This window comes from Pseudomonas sp. BIGb0381, from assembly GCF_024809815.1.
Classification (GTDB): domain Bacteria; phylum Pseudomonadota; class Gammaproteobacteria; order Pseudomonadales; family Pseudomonadaceae; genus Aquipseudomonas.
The window spans coordinates 94,248-120,156 of sequence record NZ_JANUEN010000002.1 but is presented as its reverse complement, the minus strand read 5'-3'; the positions used below and the strand labels follow the sequence as shown (position 1 = coordinate 120,156).

At 60.9% G+C, this 25,909-nt stretch carries 20 protein-coding genes and 1 pseudogene; 12 read left to right on the top strand and 9 right to left on the bottom strand.

Features of this window, described 5'->3' with window-relative positions:
- Positions 1–779: 779 nt before the first annotated feature.
- The 7 genes from M2397_RS06885 to M2397_RS06855 all read right to left on the bottom strand — a co-directional run bounded on the left by M2397_RS06885 (position 780) and on the right by M2397_RS06855 (position 9,377).
- Entirely contained in the window at positions 780–2,924 is a 2,145-nt protein-coding gene (locus tag M2397_RS06885; RefSeq protein ID WP_259242504.1) for a chemotaxis protein CheA, read from the bottom strand.
- Between the two features lie 4 nt (positions 2,925–2,928).
- Positions 2,929–3,246 carry a lipid asymmetry maintenance protein MlaB gene (locus tag M2397_RS06880; protein WP_131696443.1) on the bottom strand — a complete coding sequence of 106 codons (318 nt, stop codon included), beginning with the start codon at positions 3,244–3,246 and terminating at the stop codon, positions 2,929–2,931.
- 33 nt (positions 3,247–3,279) lie between these two features.
- Positions 3,280–3,648: a response regulator gene (locus M2397_RS06875; RefSeq protein ID WP_027605685.1), complete on the bottom strand. Its 369-nt coding sequence runs from the start codon at positions 3,646–3,648 to the stop codon at positions 3,280–3,282.
- Positions 3,649–3,661: 13 nt separating this feature from the next.
- On the bottom strand, positions 3,662–4,693 hold the full coding sequence (locus M2397_RS06870) for a methyl-accepting chemotaxis protein (RefSeq protein ID WP_259242772.1): 1,032 nt from the start codon (positions 4,691–4,693) through the stop codon (positions 3,662–3,664).
- Positions 4,694–5,009: 316 nt separating this feature from the next.
- Positions 5,010–5,639 (bottom strand): response regulator transcription factor, encoded by a 630-nt coding sequence (locus M2397_RS06865; RefSeq protein WP_184742118.1) that lies wholly within the window; start codon positions 5,637–5,639, stop codon positions 5,010–5,012.
- Entirely contained in the window at positions 5,639–8,536 is a 2,898-nt protein-coding gene (locus M2397_RS06860) for a PAS domain S-box protein (RefSeq protein ID WP_259242503.1), read from the bottom strand. The genes M2397_RS06865 and M2397_RS06860 overlap by 1 nt, the downstream gene beginning before the upstream one ends.
- A gap of 655 nt (positions 8,537–9,191) precedes the next feature.
- Complete coding sequence (locus tag M2397_RS06855) at positions 9,192–9,377, bottom strand: hypothetical protein (RefSeq protein WP_259242502.1); 186 nt, start codon at positions 9,375–9,377, stop codon at positions 9,192–9,194.
- 201 nt (positions 9,378–9,578) lie between these two features.
- Between M2397_RS06855 and M2397_RS06850 the strand changes: the two genes are divergently transcribed.
- Together M2397_RS06850 and M2397_RS06845 are read left to right on the top strand one after the other, a co-directional pair.
- Positions 9,579–9,968, top strand: coding sequence for a DUF2946 family protein (locus tag M2397_RS06850; protein WP_259242501.1), 390 nt, complete (start codon positions 9,579–9,581; stop codon positions 9,966–9,968).
- Positions 9,969–10,051: 83 nt separating this feature from the next.
- Positions 10,052–12,139: a TonB-dependent receptor gene (locus M2397_RS06845; RefSeq protein WP_259242500.1), complete on the top strand. Its 2,088-nt coding sequence runs from the start codon at positions 10,052–10,054 to the stop codon at positions 12,137–12,139.
- Positions 12,140–12,387: 248 nt separating this feature from the next.
- Here the strand turns inward: M2397_RS06845 and M2397_RS06840 are convergent, their stop codons facing one another.
- Positions 12,388–12,906 carry an SgcJ/EcaC family oxidoreductase gene (locus tag M2397_RS06840; RefSeq protein WP_259242499.1) on the bottom strand — a complete coding sequence of 173 codons (519 nt, stop codon included), beginning with the start codon at positions 12,904–12,906 and terminating at the stop codon, positions 12,388–12,390.
- 164 nt (positions 12,907–13,070) lie between these two features.
- Between M2397_RS06840 and M2397_RS06835 the strand changes: the two genes are divergently transcribed.
- From M2397_RS06835 to M2397_RS06820, 4 genes are read left to right on the top strand one after another with little or no spacing between them, the layout of a single operon-like run.
- On the top strand, positions 13,071–14,249 hold the full coding sequence (locus M2397_RS06835; RefSeq protein ID WP_184742115.1) for a sensor histidine kinase: 1,179 nt from the start codon (positions 13,071–13,073) through the stop codon (positions 14,247–14,249).
- A complete protein-coding gene (locus tag M2397_RS06830; protein ID WP_131696451.1) occupies positions 14,246–14,899 on the top strand; it encodes a response regulator transcription factor in 654 nt (217 codons plus the stop codon). Before M2397_RS06835 ends, M2397_RS06830 begins: the two co-directional genes overlap by 4 nt.
- Positions 14,896–17,211 (top strand): ATP-binding protein, encoded by a 2,316-nt coding sequence (locus tag M2397_RS06825; RefSeq protein ID WP_259242498.1) that lies wholly within the window; start codon positions 14,896–14,898, stop codon positions 17,209–17,211. The genes M2397_RS06830 and M2397_RS06825 overlap by 4 nt, the downstream gene beginning before the upstream one ends.
- Entirely contained in the window at positions 17,208–17,717 is a 510-nt protein-coding gene (locus M2397_RS06820) for a response regulator (protein WP_259242497.1), read from the top strand. The genes M2397_RS06825 and M2397_RS06820 overlap by 4 nt, the downstream gene beginning before the upstream one ends.
- Before the next feature lie 18 nt (positions 17,718–17,735).
- Here M2397_RS06820 and M2397_RS06815 read toward each other — a convergent pair.
- A pseudogene (locus M2397_RS06815) lies at positions 17,736–17,846 on the bottom strand (carboxymuconolactone decarboxylase family protein); the annotation flags it as partial.
- A gap of 217 nt (positions 17,847–18,063) precedes the next feature.
- Here M2397_RS06815 and M2397_RS06810 point away from each other — a divergent pair.
- From M2397_RS06810 to M2397_RS06785, 6 genes are all read left to right on the top strand, one after another.
- Positions 18,064–18,321, top strand: a complete 258-nt coding sequence (locus M2397_RS06810) for a sterol desaturase family protein (protein ID WP_259242496.1) — start codon at positions 18,064–18,066, stop codon at positions 18,319–18,321.
- Positions 18,322–18,477: 156 nt separating this feature from the next.
- Entirely contained in the window at positions 18,478–19,845 is a 1,368-nt protein-coding gene (locus M2397_RS06805; RefSeq protein ID WP_259242494.1) for a cytochrome C, read from the top strand.
- Entirely contained in the window at positions 19,842–20,354 is a 513-nt protein-coding gene (locus tag M2397_RS06800; protein ID WP_259242492.1) for a sorbitol dehydrogenase, read from the top strand. The genes M2397_RS06805 and M2397_RS06800 overlap by 4 nt, the downstream gene beginning before the upstream one ends.
- Positions 20,351–22,561 carry a GMC family oxidoreductase gene (locus tag M2397_RS06795; RefSeq protein ID WP_259242491.1) on the top strand — a complete coding sequence of 737 codons (2,211 nt, stop codon included), beginning with the start codon at positions 20,351–20,353 and terminating at the stop codon, positions 22,559–22,561. The genes M2397_RS06800 and M2397_RS06795 overlap by 4 nt, the downstream gene beginning before the upstream one ends.
- A 165-nt stretch (positions 22,562–22,726) precedes the next feature.
- Positions 22,727–25,024, top strand: a complete 2,298-nt coding sequence (locus M2397_RS06790; protein ID WP_259242490.1) for an ATP-binding protein — start codon at positions 22,727–22,729, stop codon at positions 25,022–25,024.
- Positions 25,021–25,869, top strand: a complete 849-nt coding sequence (locus M2397_RS06785; protein ID WP_131696458.1) for an HNH endonuclease — start codon at positions 25,021–25,023, stop codon at positions 25,867–25,869. Before M2397_RS06790 ends, M2397_RS06785 begins: the two co-directional genes overlap by 4 nt.
- Positions 25,870–25,909 lie beyond the last annotated feature (40 nt).

Genomic DNA, 25,909 nt, shown 5'->3' with positions numbered 1-25,909 from the left:
CTGCTGCATGCTCGCCATCAGGCTGGTGGTGTCGCCCTGCTTGAGCGTCGCCTTGGCATTCAGCTCGCCAGCCGATAGACGTGCCGCATAGGCTTGCACCACGGTCGGTTCGGCACCGAGCCGGCGCATCAGGTTACGCCCGAGCAAGGTGCCGACCAGGATGGTTGCGAACAGAGTCAGGCCGCTCACCAACAGGATGATGTAGCGCGCATTCTTCTCGATGGCGGTGGCTTGCAATTGGCCTTTTCGCCCCAGCTCCAGGTTGTATTCGCGCAGCTCACTGATCCCTGAAATCACCGTGGTCTGCAACGGTTGGCTCGTCTCAATCAATGTACGGGCCGAGGCTTGATCACCGTTGTCGATAAGCTTGTCGAAACGCGCCTGCAAGGCAGCGAACTCAGCCAAGTGACCACGCAGTTGTTTCAACAGCGACGCGTCATGCTCGTCGGAGGTCAACTCGGCCTGATAGCGATCCAGGGCTTTGCCAACCACACTGAAGTCCTGTGCCACGCTGTCCGCGTAACTGGGGACCAGATTTTTTCCGGGATCGTTCAAGCGCTGCCATTGCAAGGCGTGAAGGTCGGTGAACGCTGTTGCGGCACGGTCGATTTCCAGCAGGCTGGGCACCGTATTGACGTTGGCATAGCTGGCGCTCGTCTTGATTTCACCAGCCAGATACAGGCTGGTGCCACCCAACACGACGACACCCAGCATTGCCGTGAAAACCAACAACATGATGTTTCTGATAACGGTCATGGCGAGGCACTCCTGATGACGCTTCATTGAGTCGATAAAGAATTGGGGGTCGAACGGTGGGTGGCTTCCTTGGCAATACGTCCCAGCAAATTGGGTATGTCCAGAATCAGGGCGACGGTTCCGCTGCCGAGGATCGTGAAACCGCCCAGCCCATGGGCGTCACCAAACACTTTGCCGAGTGGTTTGATCACGGTTTGAAACTCCCCCTGCAAGCGATCTACCACCAGGCCGGCCCGCAGGCCTGCGTATTGCACGACGACCACGTTCTCGCGGTTGCCTCCGGGCTCTTGCACATCAAACAGATCCCTTAACCGCAGGATCGGCAGCACATCCCCGCGCAGGTCCAGGTAATCGGTTTCGGCTCCCGCCTGAGGCGCCAGCTCGATGCACTCCTCGACCATATTCAGCGGAATGACATAGGAAGCCTTGCCCACTCCGATCAGAAAGCCGTCAATGATTGCCAGCGTCAGCGGCAGGCGGATCCGCACAGTGGTGCCCTGCCCCAGTTCGCTCTCGAGGCTGACGCTGCCGCGCAACGCCGTGATATTGCGTTTCACGACGTCCATGCCCACGCCACGGCCGGACAGGTTGCTGACTTGGTCGGCGGTGGAGAATCCCGGCTCGAAGATCAAATTCAGAATGTCTTTGTCCGACGGCTGCTGGCCCTCTCCCACCAAGCCACGCTCACGGGCCTTGGCCAGGATCTTGTCCTTGGCCAGGCCGCCGCCGTCGTCGGACACCTCAATCACGATGCTGCCGGATTCGTGATAGGCGTTCAGGCGTACCGTGCCCTGGGCGGGCTTGCCACGCTGGAGGCGCGTCGCCGCCGGCTCGATGCCGTGGTCCATGGCATTGCGCACCAAATGGGTCAGCGGGTCGCCGATGCGTTCGACGACGGTCTTGTCCAGCTCGGTCTCACCGCCGCCGATGTGCAGCACAATGTCCTTGCCCAACTCTTTGGAGACGTCCCGCACCACACGCTGGAACCGCGTGAAGGTCGCGCCGATCTGCACCATGCGCAGGGTCAGTGCCGAGTCGCGTACTTCCTCAACCAATCGCGATAAGAGGCTGGTGGCTTCGATCATCTCGCCGATGCCGCTGCGCACCGCCACCAGGTTGGCGCCGGCACCGGCGATGATCAGCTCACCGACCAGGTTGATCAGTTGGTCCAGCTTGGCGGCATCGACCCGAATCAGGCTGGCTTCGTTGCTCGCCGCAGCCTTGCCGGCCTTGATCAACGGCGTCGTCGGATCCTGGGCATCAGGCTCACTGCGCGTCTCGACCGGTGCGGGCTCAGCGTCCTGGGTCACGAGCAAGGCCTGGGCCTCGGTCAGTGTGCCGCAACGCACCAACAGCTCGAGCAGCCCGGCATTGTCTTCGGGTAGTGCGTCGAGATGGGCGCGACATGCCTGCACCGTGGCGTGTGGTGCGAGGATCTGCACGAGCGCGTCCTCGCGGACAAAATCAAAGGCACCGTCGATCACCTCAAGGGGGGCGTCGCTGGCCAGTGCGAGTTCAAACCCCAGGTAGTTGGTTTCCGCGTCCATGGCGGCCAGGGGTGGCAAGCCATCGAACAAGGTAACGGTGTGCAGCAAACGTCCCAGCGTGCTCAGGTAACGCAGGAACGCCAAGGGGTCCATGCCATTGCGCAACACATCCGGGCCAAAGCGCAGGGACAAATGCCAATGGCCGGGAGTGCCGCCCTGCTCATCCGCCGGCGACGTCGCTGGAAGGGCCGGCGCTGGTGTCGAGACCGCCGTCTCCAGATACAGCGACAGCCGCTCAATGAGCGATTGACCCTGCGCCCGCAGCGGTTCATCCAAGCGATCCAGGTTGCCGTCCTCGGCCAACAGGTCAATCAATTGGCCGATATGGTCGCGGGCGTCGAGAAACAACGCACTCAGCGCCTCATCGACGCGCACCTCCAGGCTGCGCACCCGGTCCAGCACGCTTTCGGCGACATGGGTGAACTCAACGATCGGCATCAAGCCAAACAGGCCGGCCGAGCCTTTGATGGTGTGGGCCACGCGGAACAGGCCGTTGATAGTGTCCAGGTCCTGCGGCGACTTCTCGATCTGCAGCAGCGCATCTTCCATTTGCAACAGAAGCTCGCGACTTTCGGCAATGAAAGTCTGCAGCACATCATCCATGTTCATGGGCTGGGCCATACGATTACGCTCCGACCGACTGGGTGAAACAGGCATTGGTGAAGTAGTCGTCAAGACCGCTGAGGCGCAGTGCTTCGCTCACCGTAGCGCTGGGGTTGCTCAGCAACAGCTGGGTTCCCTCCTTGAGGGACTCGCGTTTGATGAGGATCAACAGCTGCAACCCGGCACTGTCCAGCTCGTCGACATTCGACAGGTCCAACTCCACTTCATGGGCCAGAGGAAACAACGACAACAGCACGTCCTTTTGCTCGGCAGCCGTATAGATCGTCAGCGGGCCCTCCATGACCTGGATTCGACGCAGCATCGGGACGGAGCTTTTCATGCAAACCTCCTGGCCAGCGGTCGCTGGTCATCGCTATGGCAGGATCAACTTGGAGACGGCAGTCAGCATTTGCGCCGGCTGGAAGGGCTTGACCATCCAGGCCTTGGCGCCGGAGGCCTGGCCTTGCTGCTTCATCGCATCGCTGGCTTCGGTGGTCAGCATGATGACCGGCGTAAACTTGTAGGCCGGCAACAGTTTGGCGGCCTTGACGAAACTGAGGCCATCCATGTTGGGCATGTTCACATCACTGACAATCAGGTGGATTTTGCGACCGTCCAATTTGCTCAGGGCGTCTTTGCCGTCACAGCCTTCGATCACGTCGTAACCGGCGCCTTTGAGCGTGATGCTGACCACTTGCCGGATGGAGGCCGAGTCATCGACGATCAGAATGGTTTTGCTCATCGGAAAAGCTCCTCTAGAAGAAAGTGATTTCGTTGGCATCCGCCTTCGCATGCGGTTTACCGTCATGAATGGCGTGCTGCTCCGGCATGGTGTAAGCCGTTGATAGCTCGTGCAGCCAACGGTCGCTGGTCATCGGCGCCAGGGTATGTCCGCTGAGGCTCAACTCATTGCGCTCGTCCAGTTGCTGCTGCAACTTGTCCAGGTCGTGGGTAATCAAGGTCAACATCTGGCTGACGCGGTCCTGGAACTGCAGGGCAACCAGCACCTGGGCAATCTCGTCGGCGACGTTGGCGCTCTGCTGCTGCAGGTCATGGCTGTTGCGCACGATGGTCTGGGCGGTCGCGCGAAAATGTTCAATGACCTGCGAGACCACGCGCTCCGAATCGGCGAGGGTCAGGGTGTCTTGTTCGGCGTGGTGGCGGGACATTTGCACCGTACGGGCGATGGCGGCGTTGACGGTGATCACGGTTTCGCTGATCTTGCGCCCGGTCTCGCCGGACATGCTCGACAGCTTACGCACTTCATCGGCGACCACCGCAAACCCTCGCCCCGCCTCCCCGGCTCGCGCGGCTTCAATCGCCGCGTTGAGGGCAAGCAGGTTGGTTTGACTGGCGATGTCACCGACAAACTTGGCCATCTGCTGAAGTTGCTCGGTGAACCCGGAAAGTTGCATGACTTCCTTGAGTTCATTCTCTTTATTGGAGAGCGCAGCACGCAGGGCCAGGACGATGGAATTGAGGTCATGCTGGCCGACTTCCAGCAAGTCGACCAATTGTTGCGAGGCATCCTGGCCGCCGTTGCTGGACACGCTGTGACTGATGTTTGAGGAGAGCGTGCCAAAGCGTTCGCTGAGCTTGAGGATCGACGTTTCACTGATCGAGCGAGCCGCTTCTATCTGCCGGGACCAGATCGGCAGCACGCTGACGCACACTTGCGCCAAGCCGTTATCGACGGCCAGCGTCGGTGGCACCGAAGCCGCTTGATCAAGCTGTTGCTGAAGGCGATTGCAGTGTGCCTGGTACCGCTTGTTCGTCCACAAGCCCATGCCAATACACAGCGTAAACAACGCGGCCCCTGCCACCATCGCCTCCAGACTGAAGCGCTCGCTGTAGGCTATCGCAAGTCCGCCGAGCAGGCCCGCAGAGGCGACGGGAAACAGAGCCAGAGCCGCGCTAGGAAATGGTGTCTGATCGGTCACGGTCTATCTCCCAGTCAAAGCCTGTCGCCACCGCCTGATCGGCAATTCGGCTGCTTGAAGGGAATACTGGCCCAATAATGGCATCGCCACCATCGGAGCATCCCTATTCTGGGGTAGGGATACCGGGAATCAGGCTAGGAAAATTCCTACCCCCGTACGCGCGTCACGAAATACCCAGGGTCATGGCGAAACGCACAATGTCGGCGGTGGAAGAAAATCCCATTTTTTCCATCAGCCGAGTCTTGTGGGTACTGACCGTCTTGTTGCTGATGACGAGTTGCTCGGCAATCTGGTTGACGCTCATGCCGTGCGCCAGCAAGCGCAGGATCTGGAACTCACGATCGGACAAGCTTTCGACAAAGGTCTGCTGCTTCAAGCCACTGCTCTGCAGCGCGATCTGTTCTGCCAGCCCAGGGTCCAGGTAACGTTGGCCGCTGACCACCCGACGGATCGCCACCAATAGGGTTTCGGGATCGCGGTCCTTGGTGAGGTAGCCAAGCGCACCGGCACGTAATGCCCGTTGCGCGATATGGATTTCGTTATGCATGCTCAACACCAGAATCGGCAGGTTCGGGTAATGGGTATGCAGGCGCGCGATCAAGATCTCGCCGCTGATGCCCGGCATATTCATGTCGAGCAGCAACAGGTCGATCTCGACCTTACGCAACAATTCGATCAGTTGCGTTCCACTCTCGGCTTCGGCCACTACCTGCAAATCGGCGACCAGCGAGAACAACTGTTTGAGCCCTTCGCGCATGATGGTGTGGTCATCTGCGATCAGCATTCGAATCATCAATACCTATCCTTGTGCATCGGAATGAAAGCCTGGACCGTCGTGCCTTGTCCGGGGTGGCTGAAAATGATCACTTTGCCGCCCAACATCAAGCCACGCTCACGCATGCCTGCCAGGCCCAACGTCTTGCGGCCGACGGCATCGGGGTCAAACCCCTTGCCGTTATCCTGGACCTCCAGCAGCCAGTGCGTCTCCTGCGGGGTCAGGGTCACGCTGACCTGTGTCGCCTCGGCGTAGCGGGCGATGTTGGTCAATGACTCCTGCACGATGCGAAATGCAGCGGTAACGTGGGTGTCCGGCAGGGTCAAGGGAATCAAAGGCAGGTTCAACGCGCAGGGAACCCGGGTAGAGGTGACGAATTCGGCTGTCAGCCATTCAAGACCGGACACCAGCCCCAGGTTCAGCGCGGAGGGTCGCAGGCTGGTGGAGACATCACGCACCACCTGGATCGTCTTATCGGTCAGGGCCATCAAGCGCTCGACCTGAGGGGTGAGCTCAGGCGTATCGGTGCCGAACTGAAACCTCAATAACGAGATGCCCATGCGCAGTGCCGTCAGGTGCTGGCCCAGTTCATCATGGATTTCTCTGGCGATCAGTTTGCGTTCCTCTTCCCGCGCCGTTTCCCGGCGGGTCGACAGGTCACGTAATTGGGCGTTGGAATTGGCCAGGCGGCGTTCCGCAGCGCGCAGCTTGGAAATATCGCGCCCCACGGCCAGTACGCTGACGACGCGCTGGCCGTCAAGCTCAGGGACAAAATGGATCAACACCACCTTGGGCGCGGTTTTCAAACCCGACAATAAAAATTCTTGCTCCGTGGCTTTGTTCTGCTGAATCACCTGGGCCACCAACTCTCGAAAAAGCTGGGACTGAGCGTTCAGGGGAAACACCTCATCCATGGGCATGCCCATCAGTTCCGGCCATGCACCGCCCACCCACTTCCTCAACTGCGCATTGACATAAAGCACTTCGCCTTGAGCACTCAATCGGGCGACCGCGTCCGGGCTGTTTTCCACCAGTGCGTTGATGTCGTGCTGGCGTTCCAGTTCTTTTTGCCGGGCCCTGGTCAGATGAGTCACATCGCGACAGATCACCAGTACCCGTTGGCCCGCGCTGCCGGAATCAGCCACCGGCACCAAGGTAAAATGCAAGTTACGGACTTCGTTGCGAACCAGCAGGCCTTCATCCGACTCCACCACCCGTGCGGCGGCCCTGCACTGCTCGTAGAGCGTCTGGATTTTTCGCGCGTTCGACCGACCAAAAATCGACTCCAGCGCCTCGCCGATAACATCATCATGCGGTTTTCCAAGCACCTGCAGCAACGCGGGGTTGACCTCAACGCAGCGTAGGTCACCGAGTGGCGTAACCTCCAGCAGGCACAACATGTCCAGGGTATGGTCGGAAATATCCCGGTAACGGCGCTCGCGCTCCCTGAGTAACGATTCGGAGCGCAAGCGCTCAATGGCAATGGCCGCAATGTGACAGGTCTGGCGTACGCGCTGCAGGTCGCTCTCTTGCGGCAGGGAACCAGGCGACTGAGATAACTCGAAAGCACCCAGGATGTGCCCCTGGTTATCCACGATGGGCTCGGACCAGACTGAAGGAACGCCTTCTGCAAGAGTCGCGGCAGAAGGCTTGCGTGCCGACGACTCGAGACTTTGCGGGTCGGCAAGCACGACACCACAGGAACGGTGGGGCAAGGCCAACTGAAGGTAGCCCACCAGCAACGCCAGCGTTTCGTCTAAAGGAGCCCCCGTGGCCATGGTTTCGAATATGCGTAAACGCGCATCTTCAAGCACTTGCTGCTTACGCAGCTCAGTGATGTCGTGGGCGAGCGCCAGCACCCCCACCACCTCACCTGAAGGGCTGCGCTCGGCCATCAAGCTGACCACACAACTCACATAATCACCACTGGGCGCGACCACCCAGCTATTCAGAAATTGAGCCGTCTCGCCTGTGGATGCCACGTGACGCAGTTGATTCAGGTAGTCGCCGGACTCCTGCATGGGGCTGGCGCCGATCGCTTCGTCGTAGGACATGCCGGTCAAGAGCAGGAACGTCGGGTTGACGTACGTGCGCAACAAGTTGCGATCGTAACGAACAATGATATTGGGTGAGTTTTCCGCGAGGGTGAGGAATTTGAGCTCGCTGCCCAGCAAGGTTTCGCGCAGTTGCCAGTTCTCGGTGATGTCTTCCAGTTGGGAGACAAAACAGATCGGCTGCCCCTGGTCGTCCCGCACCAGACCCACGGTCAAGCGTACCCAGACAACCTGACCGTCGTGGTGGATGTAGCGTTTATGCAAGGTGGCGCCCTGCCGTGCACCGCCCTTCAACTCTTCTATCAACTGCTTGCCCACCTCGCGGTCCTCGGGGTGGGTCAAAGCCATGAACGTGGTGCTTTGCAGCTGCGCTTCGCTGTAGCCCAACAGCGTGCAAATCACGTTATTGGCCCGTAGCCACCGACCGTCAAGCGCCACGAGCGCCAACCCGGTACCGGATGAATCGAAAATCGATTTAAGGGGTATATCTGAAAAGCGCTCGCCGTCGGCGGTAGAGCGAGTGAGTTCCAGGCCAGGGGTAATCTCAGCGATAAAGTAGTCGTGCTGCCACGGCGTTATCGATACGCCCAACCGGCCCACTCCCCTCGCTGTCGCCTCAAAAAACACCCGGGACTTTCCATCGGCCTTCTCGAGCGCCGCATAAAAAAGCCCGTAGTCCTCTGGCCGCAGCAGGGCGAGAAACTCGGCCCCTGCATCAGGTGGTACTCCATGCTGGAGCTGCAACGCCGAAAACGCAGGGTTACCCACGACGACCAGGGCAGATCGATCCAAGACAACAACCGCACCCGAAAGGCAGGCAAGTACGCCTTTAAGGGTTTGCAGCACTTCCTTGTCAGCCATCGCAGCTCCTGCAAACGTCTACTCTTACGACCAGGAAATAACCCACCGTAAACGCTTCGAAAGGTTTTTATGGTCGACGAATAAGAATTCAGTTTCCCGGCGAAGCCTGTAGCCGCCCATTCGATTGAATACACATCCCAGTAAGATTCACACCAGCAGCACCATACGGATGGTCTCTACAGCGACGCTGTAGATTATCGTAGCCTCATTTACGGGCTGCGCCAGCCAGACCAAAGTTTATGACACCAATGAACGCCAAACCTCATCCTTTCGAGAGCAAACACCCCGTTACTGACAAGCGAACATCAGAGCGAAGCTGCGTTTAAGCGTCTACGCTGTCTTTTTCCTTGAGTAACTCCGATGACTTATCAAGATAACGACCAAACCGAAAATACACGTCAACACAGGGCGGTGAGCACACTCGGATGACACTGCTTTACCCTTATCACCCTCCCGACAACACACCAATAAACAAACCGGCAGAAGCAACTAAAGCTATCAACAAACCCTCCTTAATTTGTGCCGAGCGGTTTAATACACTGCAACTAGTCCAACACTCAAAATGCCGCATGAATTCAGCTCATTTACCAGCGTTATTTACACATCACCTGCTAACAGCCTGATAGCGTGCCCCCCTTAAAAACTCCGATACTCCCTACTCGCCCTCGAACAGCCCCTCGCCGTCCTGGAAGTCTTGCAGGTACAGGCGTCGGAATTCCAGCAGTGAGTGAGGCGCCTCGGGCACGCCCAACAGGGCGAGCCAGTTGTGCTGGACCCGCGCTTCACCGCGCTCGACAGCATTTACGAGCCCGGTCGGATAGAACCAAAGCCGGGCGCCCATGTTTGAGTAAGGCCGGGAGATAAACCTCAATGCCCCTATCAGCAACCGGTGCACGCCAGGGTATCGAAACCACACTGCCATTTCCTCCGGGGGCCGCCACGCCTCTCTCATCAGCCGAAGACAGTGCTGCGGCAAAATAGCGCGTTTTATTTCATGCCTGAACTGCGGCTAAATACCCGCCCTTTTGCGTCGATTGCTTCGATGGCTATGTTCAAACGTATCAGCCCCTGGATCGCCTGCCTGGCCCTGTTGCTCAACATGCTGGCCATGCCGCTGAGCCGTGCCCTGCAAACGCCGGACAGCGGCCTGATGCTTTGGGGTGGTTTCTGCTCCGGGGGCGTGTCGCAAGCCCTGCCGCCAGGCTTTGCCAAGCTGATCGACCCTTCGCAGCAGGCCCCGGCACCCACCGCCATGAAGCACAGCGATTGCTGCTGTGGCCATGCCGGGCTAGCCGCCCTGCCCTCCAGCCATTACCGGCATCTGCTGCCGCGCTATACACCCGATATCGCCCTCGACAACCCGTTACTGCCGACGTTGCAACCCAAGGTTCGCTGGCCGGACCTGAACCCGCGCGCCTCTCCTGTCGCCTGATCGCCCCGAACCCTGCGTTATCAGTTGCCCTATGCGGGTGACTGGAACGTCCTTGCAGTTTTTGGCTATCAGGAAGTATGTCCATGCCTGTTCTCTTGACTGCGCCGCGTGCGCAGCGTCACGCCGTGTCCCGTTGCCTGTGGCCGCTGATTTCAGCCGGCCTGTTCGCCCTCAACCCGTTATGTTCAGCCCTTGCCCAAGCCGGCAAAAGCGAAGACTCGGCCCTGACCCTCGGCACCGTCACGGTCCAGGGTGCAAGCGGCGCCAGCGGCCCGTTGAGTACCGCCAGCGTGCTCAGCTCGGTGGATATCCTCGGCGCCGACATCCTCGAAAAAATGCCGGTCAACTACAGCTGGGAGCTGTTCAGCCGCGCGCCGGGGGTGATGCTCACCGAATTCAACCAGGGCACCACCTCCGGCAAGATTTCCTTTCGCGGCTTCAACGGCGAAGGTGAAGTGAATGCGGTGAAGCTGCTGATCGATGGTATTCCGAGCAACAGCAACGACGGCAACATGCCCTTCATGGACATGATTTTCCCGATGGAGCTGGACAGTATCGAAGTGGTGCGTGGCACCAGCGATGCGCGCTACGGCCTGAACAACATCGCCGGCAACGTCAATATGCTCACCCGCACGGGCGGAGACTACACCAAGGCGCGCCTGCGTTATGGCAGCTTCAACACCCAGGAAACGCAGTTCGCCAAAGGCATCCAGGGCAGCAATTGGACGCAGAACTACTTCTTCGCCTACCAGAAATCCGCCGGTTACCGCGACCATGCCGAGGCGGACAAATTCTCGATGTCCGGCAAATGGTTCTACACCCCTGACGACAACAGCTACCGCATCGGCCTGATCGCCCGTCACTACGAAACCGAGGCACAGGAGCCCGGTTACTTGAGCGAGGACGATGCGCGCCGACACCCGACCATGACCAACCGCTACAACGCCAGCGATAAAGGCACACGGCGCATGAATCAGGTCAGTGTGCATTTCGACACCGAACTGACCGACACCCTTGCCTGGTCGGCGAAAACCTACGTCAACACGTTCGATGACCGACGCTGGACCCAGTACTGGCGCACCAGTGCCCAGCAGGAGCGCGACGCCTACGAAACCCAGTACGGTGCCCTCACCTCGCTGACCTGGCGCCCGCAAGTCAGTTGGTTGTATGACTTCGCCCTGGAAGGCGGCGCCGATACCCAACAGCAACAGAACCGGAGCGAGCGCTACCGCACCCTGGACCGCGCGCGCCTGGCGCAAACCCGCGACCAGCAGTTCGACTTCGACACCTACGGCGCCTACATGCAGGCCGAGATCAAGCCGTTCGAGTCGTTGAAGATCATCCCGGCGTATCGCGTCGACAAGATCCAGGGCAACTTCACCAATGAAATGACCGGCCTGGACTACGACATCAACGACTACGGGCTGATCAGGCAACCCAAGCTCAGCGTGGTGTACTCACCTTGGGACGTGGCCAGCGTGTACGCCAACTGGGGGCGCACGTTCCAGGTCGGCAGCGGCGCGGCGGCCTACAAGATTCCGCCCAGGGACACCGACCTGGCGCCGTCCATCAATGAAGGCTGGGAAACCGGGATCAAATTCACCCCTGCCGACTGGGTCGACGGCCGCGTGGCGTATTGGCAACAGGAAGCCAGTGGCGAAGTTAGCCGCAGGCTCAATGACCCCAGCGGCGAGTCGGACAACGTCGGCGAAACCCGCCGCTGGGGTTACGACGCGCAGTTGAACCTGCACCCGAATGAACGCACCGAGATCTGGCTGGCGTATGCCTGGCAGTACTCGAAAATCCTCCAGCCCAGCGCGACGCTGCCCAACAGCAAGGGCCAGGAAATCGACCACATCCCCCATCACCTGTACAACGCCGGCGTCAGCTTCAAGGCCACGCCGGCCCTGCAACTGACCGCGTGGATGAACGGCCAGACCCACTACTACCTGGAACGCGAGAACACCCAGGGCACTTACGGCGGCTATGTCCTGATGAACCTGGGGGCGACGTACCGGGTAACCGAGTCGCTCAGCGTCGACCTGCAACTGAAAAACCTCACCAACCGCTACTACGAGTACGCCTGGTATGACCCGGACGGTGCCAAAGCCTCGCTGCACTCACCGGGTGACGGGCGTGCGTTGTATAGCGGGGTGACGCTGGACTTCTGAATGGGCTCAACGCTGAACGTCCGGCAGACAGCGCTGTTGTGGCGAGCGGGCTTGTCCCGCTCGCCACAGAGGTTCCAGTTTACTGGGCGACAGCGCTGCATCGAAGAGGTAGTGCCTCCCTCCCACATTTGGATAGGAGACAATCAGTCAAATGTCGCCAGGCTATGGATCCGTCACAGGACCAATCTCCCAGCCATAACAAAAAAATGCCCACCCCCGGCAAGGGATGGGCATTTTTCCTCCAATCATTACTGTTTGGCGTGCTTGGCCTGCACTTCAGGCATCGCCGAAGAGTGATGATTCAGAATTTTCCACTGGCCACCCACCTGCTCATAGACGAAGGTGTAGCGTGCCTGCACATGGCGCACCTTGCCGTCCGACTCGGTCAGGGTGAAGGTGTAGACGCCACTGTCCATGGCCACGTTGCTGCCCAGCTGGCGAATCTCGCGGTAGTTGATCTGGCCCACCGGCTTGAGCGCCAGGAAGTGGTCAAAGTAGTCCTTGATCTGATCCGGCGTCGTGCGCACCTGGTTGGACACGGTCGGCTGCAACACAGCGCCCGGCGCATAGAGGTCGACCACCGATTTCACATTGCCGGTCTGCAAGGCGCTGTTCCAGCGGTCGAATAAACTGGCAATCTCGCGGTCTTTCACATTGGCTGGCGCCTGGGCCACCTCACGGTAGACATACGGGGCCGTCTCGGCGGCGTGAACAAACGGTACGCTCAGGGCAAACATCAGGGCGATTGGGGCGATCTTGAATTTCATGGCGTTACTCCAGTGGTCGTCGTTGAGGCCACTTTGCCAACCTGCCCGCTGCCCGCCATCGGCCAACCGGAGGTATTTACCTATGCCATTTGGCAGATAGCGCCCAAGGTGCCCGACCCTGTTTAATAGCTAACCCTCGCGCCCGCAGCAATGGAGCATCACCCATGCATGACACGCCCCATGATCCCGGCAGCGCCTTGGCCATGCGCGCGCATTTTCGCCAATCGCAAAGCCGTACGGCGCGCCTGCGCCTGTTGGTGGATACCGGCCAGCAACTGCGCCAGCTGGCCCCCGACGCCATGCGCGAACACGTGCTCGCGCGGGCCTGCGCGTTTCTGGCGATGGACCACGGGCTGCTGCAGGAGTGGGACGCCGAGGGCGTCGCCTACACCAGCGCCCGCCATGGCAACCCGGCGCGATTGGGCAGCCTGGCCGCCCTCGCCGACCGCAGCCTGCGCACGCCGTGCTGGCAGGAACGACCAGCAGAGGACTTGCCCAGCGTCTTGCAAGTGCCGTTGCGCGCCGGTGATGGCCATGCCTTTGGCGTACTGGTGCTGGGCAATAGCGTCAGCCTGCGGGCGCCGGAGCACGAAGACAGCGAATCCCTGCAGCTGCTCGCCACCCTGCTGGCGGCCCACCTGGAAAACGATCGGCTGCTGACCACCCTCAAGCTTCGTGACAAAACCCTGTCCGACCTGGTCAACCGCTTGCTTCGCGCCCAGGAGGACGAACGCAAGCGTGTGGCCTACGACCTGCACGATGGCCTGGCGCAAACCCTGGCGGGTCTGCACCAACGGCTGCAGGGCTTTGCCGGGCGCTGCCCGCCGCTGCCAGACGCGTTGGCCGCCGACCTGCAGGCGATTCTTACCCTGGCCCAACACTCTGTCGGCGAGGGCCGGCAACTGATCGCGGGCCTGCGTCCCACGGTGCTGGATGATTTCGGTTTGTTCAAAGCCCTCGATAAAGAAGCCGACCGCCTGCGTGACGCCGGAATCAGCGTGGTGTGGCAGGCGCACTGTGAGACGCGCTTGCCCAGCCAGGTGGAAATCGCCTTGTTCCGGATCGGCCAGGAAGCCATCAACAATGTGCTCAAGCATGCGCGCGCCAGTCGGGTGCAACTGACCCTGGCGCTGCACGACGGCCAGGCGTCCCTGCGGCTGGACGACAACGGCAAAGGCTTCACGTCAGCGCCATCCCTCGATGACGCCCAGCATCTGGGCCTCGCCACCATGCAGGAGCGCGCCAGCCTGCTGGGCGGCAGCTTCACCTGCGTCAGCGCGGTCGACGGCGGTACCCAACTGCACGCCCGCGTGCCAGCCCCCTTGATTGGAGTACCTCAATGACCCACGTCTTGCGCCTGGTGCTGGCGGACGATCATGAAGTCACGCGCACCGGTTTCGTGTCCCTGCTGGCCGGCCATCCGCAGTTCGAGGTGGTTGGTCAAGCCAGCGATGGCCTGCAAGCGGTGGAGCTGTGTGAGCAACTGCTGCCGGATATTGTCATCCTCGACATCCGCATGCCCGGGCTTAACGGCTTGGGCGCTGCACGCTTGCTGCAACAACGCCTGCCGGCGGTGAAGGTGGTGATGTTCACCATGGACGACAGCCCCGAGTACCTGGAGGCGGCCATGAATGCCGGTGCGGTGGGCTACTTGCTCAAAGACGCCAACCGTGCCGAGGTGATCCAGGCGCTGCAACACGTGGCCGCTGGCGGCGAAGCGCTCAACACGGCGGTCAGCGCCCGGCTGTTGCGGCGCATGACCGAACGCCAGGCCAGCGGTGCCGCCCCCAGCGAACCGCTCACCCCACGGGAACGCCAGGTCCTCGGTTTGGTCGCCAACGGCATGAGCAACCGGGCCATCGGCGAACACCTGGGCATTACCACCGGCACGGCCAAGGCCCATGTCGAGCGGGTGATCGGCAAGCTCGGTGCGGCCGACCGCACCCAGGCCGCCGTGCGGGGCATCGCCTTGGGCCTGGTGACACCAACATGAAGCGGCGCTGGGCCGACCTGCCGCTGCGCGGCAAGGCGCTGGTCGTGATTTCACTGCCACTGGTGGTGCTGTTGCTGTCCCTGGTGCTGATCTACACCACGGAACGCCAGACCGCCCGCGCCGAAGAGGATGTGCGCCGTGTTTTGCGCGTGCAAAGCGATATTCAGGCCGTGCATACCCTGCTCGCGGAAGCCGCAGCCAGTGTGCGCGGTTACCTGCTCACCCGCCGCGAAGACTTCCTGCCCAGCTACCTGAACGCCAAGCCCCAGATCGAGTCAGCCCTGCGCCGACTGGACCGCAACGTACGCGATCAACGGGTGCGCGAGCAGCTCAGCGCGATCAAGCCGCTGATCGACGGCAAGGTCGACGGGCTGGAGGAAATGCTCAAGGACAGCGACGCCACACCGGAGTCCATCAGTGCCATCCTGATCAGTAACAAGCACATCCTCGATGCCCTGCGCCAACACATCAGCAGCATGCTCACCCTCGAGGAGTCGTTGCTGGCCGAGCGCAGCGCCGCCGCGTCCGAGACCCGCCAACGCTTGTTGCTCTCCACCTGGCTGGCGGCGATCTGCGGACTGTTCGGGGCGATTGTCGCGGTGCTGTTTCTGTCCAAGGGCATTGTCGCCCGGGTCCAGAATGTGCAGCGCAATGCCCAGCGCCTGGCCCTGGGCTCGCCGCTGCTGCCACAGCCGCCGGAACAAGACGAAATCGGCCAGTTGGGCACCAGCCTGGTGGAAGCCGGACTGTTACTGGCCGAACGCGAACGCGCGTTGCGCGACAACGAAGAACGCTTGCGGCTGATCATCGATGGGGTCAAGGACTACGGGATCTTCGCCCTCGACACGGCGGGCCATGTCACCAGTTGGAACAACGGCGCCGAGCGGATCAAGGGCTATACCGAACAGGAGATCATCGGCCAGCATTTCTCGGTGTTCTACCTGCCCCAGGAATGCCCGCAGCACCCGGACATGGCCTTACGCGAGGCCACCCGCAACGGCGATTACACCGAAGAAGGCTGGCGCTGCCGCAAGGACGGCACGCGGTTCTGGGCCAGCGTAGTCATCACCGCGCAGTACGACGGCACCGGCGCCCTGCGCGGATTTTCGAAGATCACCCGCGACATCACCGACCGCCGTGCGGCGGAGATCGCCCTGCGCACCGCCCGCGAGGAGGCCGAACGCGCCAGCCGCGCTAAAAGCGAGTTCCTGTCACGCATGAGCCATGAACTGCGCACCCCGCTCAACTCGATCCTGGGCTTTGCGCAGTTGTTGGACATGGACGCGCCCAAGGCGCAAAAGGCCGATGTCGGTCACATTCTGCGCGCCGGCCAGCACCTGCTCACGCTGATCAACGAAGTGTTGGACATCGCCAAGATCGAGGCCGGAAGCCTGGCGTTGAATATCGTGCCGATCCCGCTGGCGGGCACCTTGCAAGAAGCGCTGACGCTGGTGTCGCCCATGGCCGCCGACGCGGGCGTGCAGTTGCAGCCGCTGCCGGCGCTGGCGGCGGATACGGGCATCGTTGCCGACCGCCAGCGCCTGACCCAGGTGCTGCTGAACCTGCTGTCCAATGCGATCAAATACAACCGGCGCGATGGTCAAGTGAGCATTGAGGTCGGCATCCATGGGCAGCGTATCCGCGTGTCGGTATGCGATACCGGCAACGGCATCGCCGCCGATCATATCGGCCAACTGTTCAAGCCTTTCGAGCGCCTGGGGGCCGACCCGAATGTGGAAGGCAGCGGCCTGGGCCTGGCCCTGAGTAAAAGCCTGCTGGAAAACATGGACGGCCAACTCACGGTGCGGAGCCAACCCGGCATCGGCTCGCGCTTCACTCTGGAACTGCCCTTCGTGCGCGTGGCGCACGCCCCGAGCATCGCCACGCCCGGCATCGACATCGAATTGAAGCGCCCTGCCCCCGTCGTCAGCACCTTCGAGGGCAAGGTGTTGTGCATCGAGGACAACCTCTCCAGCCTGGCGCTGATCGAAACCCTGCTGCAGCGCCGGCCCGGCATACGACTGCTGTCGAGCATGCAAGGCCAACTGGGCCTGGACCTCGCCGCGCAGCATGCGCCACAGTTGATTCTGCTGGATGTGTCCCTGCCGGACATCAATGGCTTGAAGGTGCTGCAACGCTTGCGTCAGTCACTGATCACCCGCGACACACCGGTACTGATGATCACCGCCGACGCCAGCGACCTTACCCGCCAGGCCTTGCAGGAGGCCGGCGCCACCGCGGTATTGAACAAACCGATCAACGTGCCGGCATTTCTCGCCCACCTCGACCAAGCTTTTCCGGAGCCCGCGTGAACCTCGACCTGCGTATCCTGATCATCGACGACCAACGCCCGAACCTCGACCTGGTGGAGCAACTGCTGGCGCGCGAAGGGCTGACCAACGTGCTGAGCAGCACCCAGCCGCTGCGCACCCTGGAGTTGTTCAACAGCTTCGAACCGGACCTGGTGATCCTCGACCTGCACATGCCGGAGTTCGACGGCTTTGCGGTGCTGGAACAACTCAACCGGCGCATCCCCCAGGGTGAATACCTGCCGATCCTGGTGCTCACTGCCGACGCGACCCGTGACACGCGCCTGCGCGCCCTGGCCCTGGGCGCCCGGGACTTCATCAGCAAACCCCTGGACGCGCTGGAAACCATGCTGCGGGTGTGGAACCTGCTGGAAACCCGGGTGCTGTACAAGACGCTGCGTACGGTGGTGCCGGCGGACCAGATTGAATTGTTGCAGCGGCGCGGTGCTACCTCCACGCCCGGCAACGTCGAGGCCCAGCCGGGGTCAGCGGCGACACGACGCTGCTAGTGCCCGCGGGCTCGGTTTTCAAGGTTCGGCAAATGGAAGCGGTGTGTCGGTATCACGGCGAACGGCAAACACATTCAGGGTCATCGCCACCAGGGCGTAATAGCCGAAAACCCCGACCAGCTCGACCACGGTACTGTTCACCGCACTCAGGAGTTGGTCGGTTATCTCATCCAAGTGACAGTCCTCAAGAATGAACGGCGGCGCAAGCAAGCGCGGTGCGCTGGCGATATCGGCGTTGAAGTAACGAGAAACAATGGTCGACGACTGCCGGCCCAACGCATTGGGTCGGGCCCACAACACACGCCCGCCGTTCGCAGTATTACGACGATGTGACACACCCCTCATTTTGCTGCCAGTTCTGTTGCTGCTCGCCTGGTTCACCGGCCTCACCTCGGCCTTTATCGGTGCCGTAGTCGGCTATTTCGTCTACATCTCGCTGCACTACGTGATGCACCGCCCGCAGCATTGGGCCTATGCCTTTATTCCGGGATTGGTGGCCAATCACGACCTGCATCACCGCAAAGGCATCGAGAAGAATTTCGGGGTTTCTTCACCGCTGTGGGACCATGTGTTTCGCACTTATATTCGAACAGAGCACGCCTGAACCTCTGCTTGGCGATTGTTTTTATTACGAACAAATCTAGCCGCCCACACTCCTGCGCCGCCAACCTTATCTACGCTCTAGCCCGTGCCAGGAGGCGCATTGAAGAGTCCATGACGGACCCACTGTCTCCCGGCACCTGATGCCTAGGAGATACCGATGAGAATGGAAACCCATCGCCCCCGGCCCGGGTTCGGCTGTGCGCTGTTTGGCGCGTTGCTGAGCCCCCTGGTCGTCGCGGCCCCCACGTTGTCTACGCAAATACCCTTCGATGTCACGGCGACCCCGCCCTTCTCTCTCGACAGCCTGCAAGCCAACTTCGATGAAATGTCGTGGCAGACGTTCATTGCGCTGAACTGGCCGGCCCTGGACACGGGTCAACCCAATAACGGTGTGCAGATCGGCCAGCAGGACGCGGCCACCGTGTGGGAAAGCTATAAGGAGAGCTATCAGATATTCCTGGCCCAAGGGCAGAAGCCGCTGCCTTTTCACGCGCCCGCCAGCGTACCGAAAGCCTGTGAAGGCAAGGGTTCCGGGCGCTTGCTGCAACAGATGGGCAAGGTCCCGGATGTGCTCGACGAGTTTATCCAGCCGTTTGAGAGCGGCCCTCTGGTGGACCAGAGCGGCGTGTACACGCGCAATGAAATCGTGGTCAACCAACCGATGTTCGACGGTATCGTCAACAACGGCCTCTACAGCATTCAAGGCCAACAAGCGTTTTTTGCCGCCAGCCCGACCAATGCCGTGGCGTTCAGTTGCGGTAACCCGCACACCAGTGAGGTGGGTTCGCTGATGGTCAAGGCCTCGTGGAAGGTGCTGGACGGCAACGACAATCCCGCCAGCTTCCATAGCGTCGACGCCCTGGTGTATACGCCGGGCAACAGCGACCCGAGCAAAGGGCCGGTGGTGGCCGAGTCCTGCGTGGCCGAGCCGGTCGGGCTGGTGGGCCTGCATATCGTGCACAAGACCACCAGCGCGCCGCAGTGGGTGTGGTCGACTTTTGAGCACGTCGACAATGTGCCGGAAAAAACCACGCCGCCCGCCGAGCGCAAAGGCCCGTACCTGTTCTACAACGCCAGCAGCCAGGCCGAGGTCAACCAGCCGCCGCCCAGGCCGTGGAACCCGGCGGTGAAGGCCACGCCCTCGCAGATCGTGCGCGAGATACCGCTGACGGATGAAACCAAGGCCCTCAACACCACCTACCAGACCCTGCTGCGAACGGTTAACCCCAACAGCGTATGGGCCAACTACCAGTTGATCAGCACCCAGTGGCCGACGCTCAGCGGCCAGCCGCCGTGCCAGATCTCTGCCACCAAGCCGCTGGGCAACCCGGCACCATCGTTCCTCGCCAATGCCACGTTGGAGACCTATATCCAGGGCACCGTGCCCCAAGCGTCATCGAGCTGCATCGCCTGCCACGGCAATGCCGCCACCCACGTTACCCAGTCGCCGCGCACCAGCTTCGCGGACTTCACCTACCTGCTCGAGCGCGCCCAATCCACCGGTGTGACAAGGAGTCAGCCATGAGTACCGACCTGGACAATTTCACCGGCCTGAGCGTGGTGCTCACCGGCATCAATCAGGAACTGCTGGCGCCCTCGGTAGACCCCATCGGCCTGCCCACGACCTTTCTCGATTTCATCGGGCCGCGTGTCGGCCAAAGCGTGCTCAGCGCCCTGCTCGCGCAATACGCCACGCTGGCGGCCGACCAGGCGACTCCGCAGCAAATCGGCACAGCGATCCTGATGCAGAACGGCCAACCGGCACCGACGCAAACCGCCCAGGTGGCACGCGCGATCATGAAGCTCTGGCTGCTGGGCGTGTGGTACCAGCCGTATACCCAGGGTGCGTTCCCGCTCGGCGAGCAAACCGTGGTGAGTGACGAGGCCTACACCCAGAGCTGGGCGTGGAGTATTGCCCAGGCCCACCCCATGGGCTACAGCGAGTTCTTCTTCGGCTACTGGAACAGTCCGCCGCCCAAACTGGAAGACTTCACCGGGGTCACCGCCAGCACGCAGCCAGGAGCATCGTCATGAGTAGCGAACAAGCAGATGTGGTGATTGTCGGTGCGGGCCTTGCAGGCAGCCTCATTGCCTATCAATTGGGGCTGGCCGGAGTGCAAGTGCTGGTGTTGGAATCGGGGCCGGAGATCCCGCCCAATCGCAACCAGTACCTGGAGCGTTTCTACACCGCCACACTGAAGACGCCCGAATCACCCTACCCACCGGTGAGCACCCTGAGCCCGGCGCGCAACCCGGCTGAACAGAACGCACCGCGCGCGACCATCGCCGACCTGATCAATGGCTGGAACAACCCCGCCATCAGCTACCTGGTGCAAAAAGGCCCGTTGCCGTTCACCAGTACTTATGAGCGCGTGGGCGGCGGCACCACTTGGCATTGGGTCGCCACTTGCCTGCGCATGCTGCCGAATGATTTTCGAATGAAATCGCTGTACGGCGTGGGGGTGGACTGGCCGATCAGCTACAACGACCTGCAAAGCGCGTATTGCCGTGCCGAGGCGGAAATCGGTGTGGCGGCGAATGTGGCCGACCAGGCGTACCTGGGCATTACCTTCCCGGCCAACTATGAATACCCGATGACCAGCATCCCGCTGTCGCTGGTCGATGGCAGCTTCGTCAACGCGGTGCAGGGCCAGGCGTTTCAGGGCCTGCCCCTGGTGGTCAGCCCGACGCCGGCCGGACGCAACTCGCAGCCGTATGCCGGGCGACGGGTATGCGCAGGCAACACCAACTGCACGCCGATCTGCCCGATCCAGGCCAAGTACGATGCCACGGTGACCATGAACAACGCGCTCAACACCGGCAATGTGCGGGTGCTGTACAAGACCGTGGCGAGCAAGGTCACCGTCGCGGCGGACAACAGCATCAGCGGTATCGAGTTCATCCAGTACCAGCTCGGTGATGGACCACCGACCGGCACGGGCGTTGCCGTCGGGCAACGTTATGTGATCGCCGCCCATGCCATCGAGACGCCCAAGTTGCTGCTCAACTCCACCAGCAGCGCCTGGCCCAAGGGCGTGGCCAACAGCAGCGGCCAGGTCGGGCGCAGCCTGGCAGACCACCCGATCTACCTGGCCTGGGGCCTGATGCCCGAGGGCAAGACGGTGTTCCCGTATCGCGGCCCGGTGTCCACCTCCGGCATCGAAAGCCTGCGCGACGGCGCGTTCCGCAGCCAGCGCGCGGCCTGGCGGATCGAGATCGGCAACGAGGGATTCAACTGGCCGATCGGCGACCCGTACACCACCGTCGCCGACCTGATTGATGGCACCAACGTCAGCCACACCAACCCGCTGCCAGACAACCCGGGCGCGCCCCAGGTGCTGTTCGGCACGGCGCTGGTGCAACAGTTGAACAACCTGCTTACGCGGCAATTTCGGGTGGGTTTCCTGGTGGAGCAAGTGGAGGAGGATCCCAATAACGCCAACTGCTACATCGTGCCTTCCGGCCAATACAAGGACCGCCTGGGTATCCCGCGCCCGGAAATCCACTACGACCTGTCCGACTACACCAAGGAGGGCTTCAAACAGGCGCGTATTCTGGCCAGTCATGTCATCACCGAACTGCTCGGGGCTACCGAACTGACTGCCGACATCCCGCCTGGGGTGTTCACCTACCAAGGGCAATCCTATTCGTTCCAGGGTGCAGGGCACTTGATGGGCACCTACCGCATGGGTGATGACCCCAAGACCTCGGTGGTGGACAAGACCCAACGCAGTTGGGACCACAACAACCTGTTCCTGGTGGGCGATGGCGTGTTCCCCACCACCGGCACCTCCAACCCAAGCCTGACCATCGCCGCGCTGTCGATCCAGGCCGGCGACACCCTGTGCAACGAGCTTAAAGCCGCGACGGTACAGGTGCAGGCCAACCAGCCGTGGCAAGGTACCGGCGTGCAGATCAGCGGCCCGAGCCCGCGCCTGGTGCGTTATGTCAGCGGCAAGTGGCTGGCCAGCCCGGTGGGCGGCATGGTCGATGGCAACGGCAGCCCGGGGTTGATCGCCAAGGCGGGCTACACCTTGGCGGGGGCTAATGAGGGGGCGCTGATTGGCCGTGTGAGCAGCAGCGGGACACCGTTTCTGGTGGGTGACCTGGCGGAAATTCCAACGGGGCAGACCGGGGAATTGCAGCTGTGTATCAACGATGATCTGGAGGGGCGTTATGGCGTTGGGTTGGGGGATAACCAGGGGGCGCTGACAGTGTTGGTGGGGTTCGGTACCACGTAGGGTCCTTGGCTGCGGGGAAAACCCGCAGCCCATTTTTTGAATGGTGGCTGGCAGACAGTCGAAAATGGCTACTCGCCACTACTCGAATCGATAGGTAAACTTCAAACCCATGCACCTCGGGAGCGGTCCCCGGTCTTTAATGTCATAGGAAACAGGTGGACATTCATGGAAGAAAGTCATATCTGGCTCGGCGAGCTATTAGCACGCGCACAGGCCAGTCAGCTTCAGGGCGAGATGACAGACGCTCAATTCCAGCAGGTTTTGCTCTATGTCCTCGCCGTGCAAATCGTGGACTGGGACAGCCCTAAATGGGTCAAGGAGCGGGAGACTAAGTACTGGGTCTACCACGACACCATTCAGGCCAGCGTGCACATGCTGATGGAGCACTGTGGCCTCGTCGAAAAAATCACTGCATGCGACGAACAGACCTACGAACAGCTTTCAGTGCTGCTGGATGAGGTCACGGAGCAACTGGACGGAGAAGAGTGCCTCCACCTGTTCGACGCACTTTTTTATTTTCTTGCCACCCAAGCCCGTTTCGACCGCCGCCATGCCCAGATCAGCGGAGCACTCGCCACCGGCTTGGCGCGCGATGAAGGGCTGATCGACCTGGAGCCCTACAGTGGCGAAGCCTTCGTCAAGCATTTCGACCTCCATCAGGGCCGGTTTGCATACTTGCTTGTTGAAGGTAGCGCGGCCCTGCACCACTTGACCCGACTCAGACTGATCGTGCAAGGCGTCAATGCCGAACTGATCCAAGGTCTGCCGAATGACTTCAAATGTGAGAGCCTCTCACTGCTGGATAATCCGGTCTATTTGAAACAGCCCTTCGTCTCACTGTTACGACGGACCGAAGAAGGCACGTTAACGGGGCGAACACTGATGGTGTTCACGCCTGGCCGGACCCCAACCCCCGCCGCCCTGGATAAACTCAAGCAACACCTGTCCAGCAATGACCTGCTTGAAGCCGTGTTCGATTTCACGAGCTATAACGACGCTGGCAACGCCACCCGCTACTACGCCTGGTTGTTGAATAGCCAAAAATCCCAGGCAGACAGAACGTTGTGCATCGACACACGCAAATTGCTGTCTGGCATTCGGGGGGTCAGCGCAGAAGAGCTCGCCTACTTCTCAGCAGCGATTTACCAGATATGGCGGTCAGATGGAGCGTTGCGCTTCAGCCAATACCCTGAGTCGAAGCTGCTGGGTTCACTCAAAGGGCTGTTTGCCCAATGGTTTGACACTGGGTATGAGGATGTCGACGGCGTTTGCGTAGAACTGGACACCAAGGATGTGCTCAGGACCCGCATCGGCGGGACTCGGGTTCCGCCCGTTGATCGAGTACGGGAAATTTCACTGCTCGACCGGCGCCCGCTGGAGCACTTGCTCGCGCAACCAGGCAGCGTATCTTCCTGCACCTACGTCATCGGTAACAATGGTGCCGGCAAAAGCCTGTTGTTGGCTTCTCTGGTTGACCACCTGCAGCAACAGTCCACCGCCAGTGTGGCCATTGTGGTTGGGCCGATTGACCGTTTTCCCTTGGGCAATCGCGAGAAGTATCCTCATTATCGCTACCTGGGCGACCGGACGAGTACCGGGTATTCATCGCAAACCATCGAGCGCAAGTTGATCGACCTGTTGGTCGAAACGGTCGAGCTACCTGAGCGCCTGGCGTTGCTGGAAAACCTGCTTGAGCGCCTGGGCCTCAAACAGCGCCTGTACCTTGCGCCCAGTGGTGCATTCAACGAACTGCTGCGACCACTCGACCTGGCCGCCCAAGTCATTCCCCTTGCACTCGCGGTCAGTGAACATGTTTCCCTCAAGGGACTGAGTCTCGCATTGAGTCGCCAAGGCCATTCCAACCTGCTGAAATTCACCGACCTCAGCTCCGGCGAACAACAGGTGCTGCTCCTGTTCGCCAAAATCATGGCAAGCGCCGGCCCCGGCAAAGTGCTGCTGATCGATGAGCCAGAAGTGAGCCTGCATGTCGGTTGGCAGCAGTTGCTGCCGAGCCTGTTCAGCCTGATGGCAGAACGTCTGCAAACCCGGTTCGTGATTGCCACCCATTCACCGACCCTGGTTGCCAATGCCAAGGACAACCTGAGCCATTGTTTTATGGCCAAGGACAATCAACTGACAGAAATTGCGCCTGAACAGCGCCACTCAGTAGAGACCATCCTGCTCAAGGGCTTCGAGACCTACACCCCGCACAACCGGGAAGTCGCCGAGCGCTGCGCGGCGCTTGTGACCGAGGCTATTCGAGCAACCAACAGGGGCCAGGCGGGTAAGTATGCCCAACAACATGAAGACCTCAGGAAAGCACTGGAATACATGACAACCATCATGAAGACCTCCGGCGACGCCGAAGACAAGCGCTACCAACAGGACCTGCAACTCATCGAACACGCGAGTCTTGCCATCACCGAAACCTTTGCCCTTGCGCAACAGGCGTTGCCAGCATGACCCGCCCCACCGGCGAGCCGAAGGCAGCGCTCCTCTACAGCGAACAGCGCAAGTTTCTGCACGCATTGCGCAAGGGGGCAAAGGCTTTTGATAAAAGTATCTGGGGCAAGCTGGGCGACCCTGCCAAAGCCGACTGTGCGGCGCTCAAAAAACGCTTGCGCTTAGCGCTGAAAAGCCGCCAGGAGCCCAGGTGTTGTTACTGCAAGCGCTGGTTGCTTAACCATGCGAGTGCAGCACCCATCGAACACGTGCTGTCACGCGACACCTATCCTCAATTCGCCTTGCATCCGCGCAACCTGGCGATTGCGTGTGTCGATTGCAACTCGGTCAAGGGCAAGGCCGACTGGGGCAAGTTCCCTGGGACCCCGGCGCTTTACCCCACGGCAGACGTCATGACCTTCTTTCATCCCCGTCACCATCGCTACGATGAACATATCCGCTTCATCCGTATGGAAACCAATCGCCAGGAGTTCGTCAGCTATCACGGCCTCACGCCCCAAGGACAACACCTGTGCACCCAATTACTCAGCGCTGTGGTCGGTAAACGCAGCCTTAAGCGCAGCTACCCCGCACTGGCGGGCTGGCAACGCACCATCGATGACTTGGATGCCCAGGGCGATTCAACAGACCGCCCAGAACTGCAAGCCTTTCGCCATGCCATGGAAATAACGATTGCCGAACGGCTGAACGACGGCGGTAAGGCCAGCGCACTGTGGGTGGTTCCAGATGACGCCGCCAAAGATGCGGCACCGAAAACATCGGGCCGCAAACACACGCGGTCACGCAAACAGCAACTCGCTCATGATCCCACTCGCGCTATCCAGGAACAGCTTGCGTTCGACTGATCGCGCAGACTTCAAGCTACGCCGCACTCTGGATATGTAG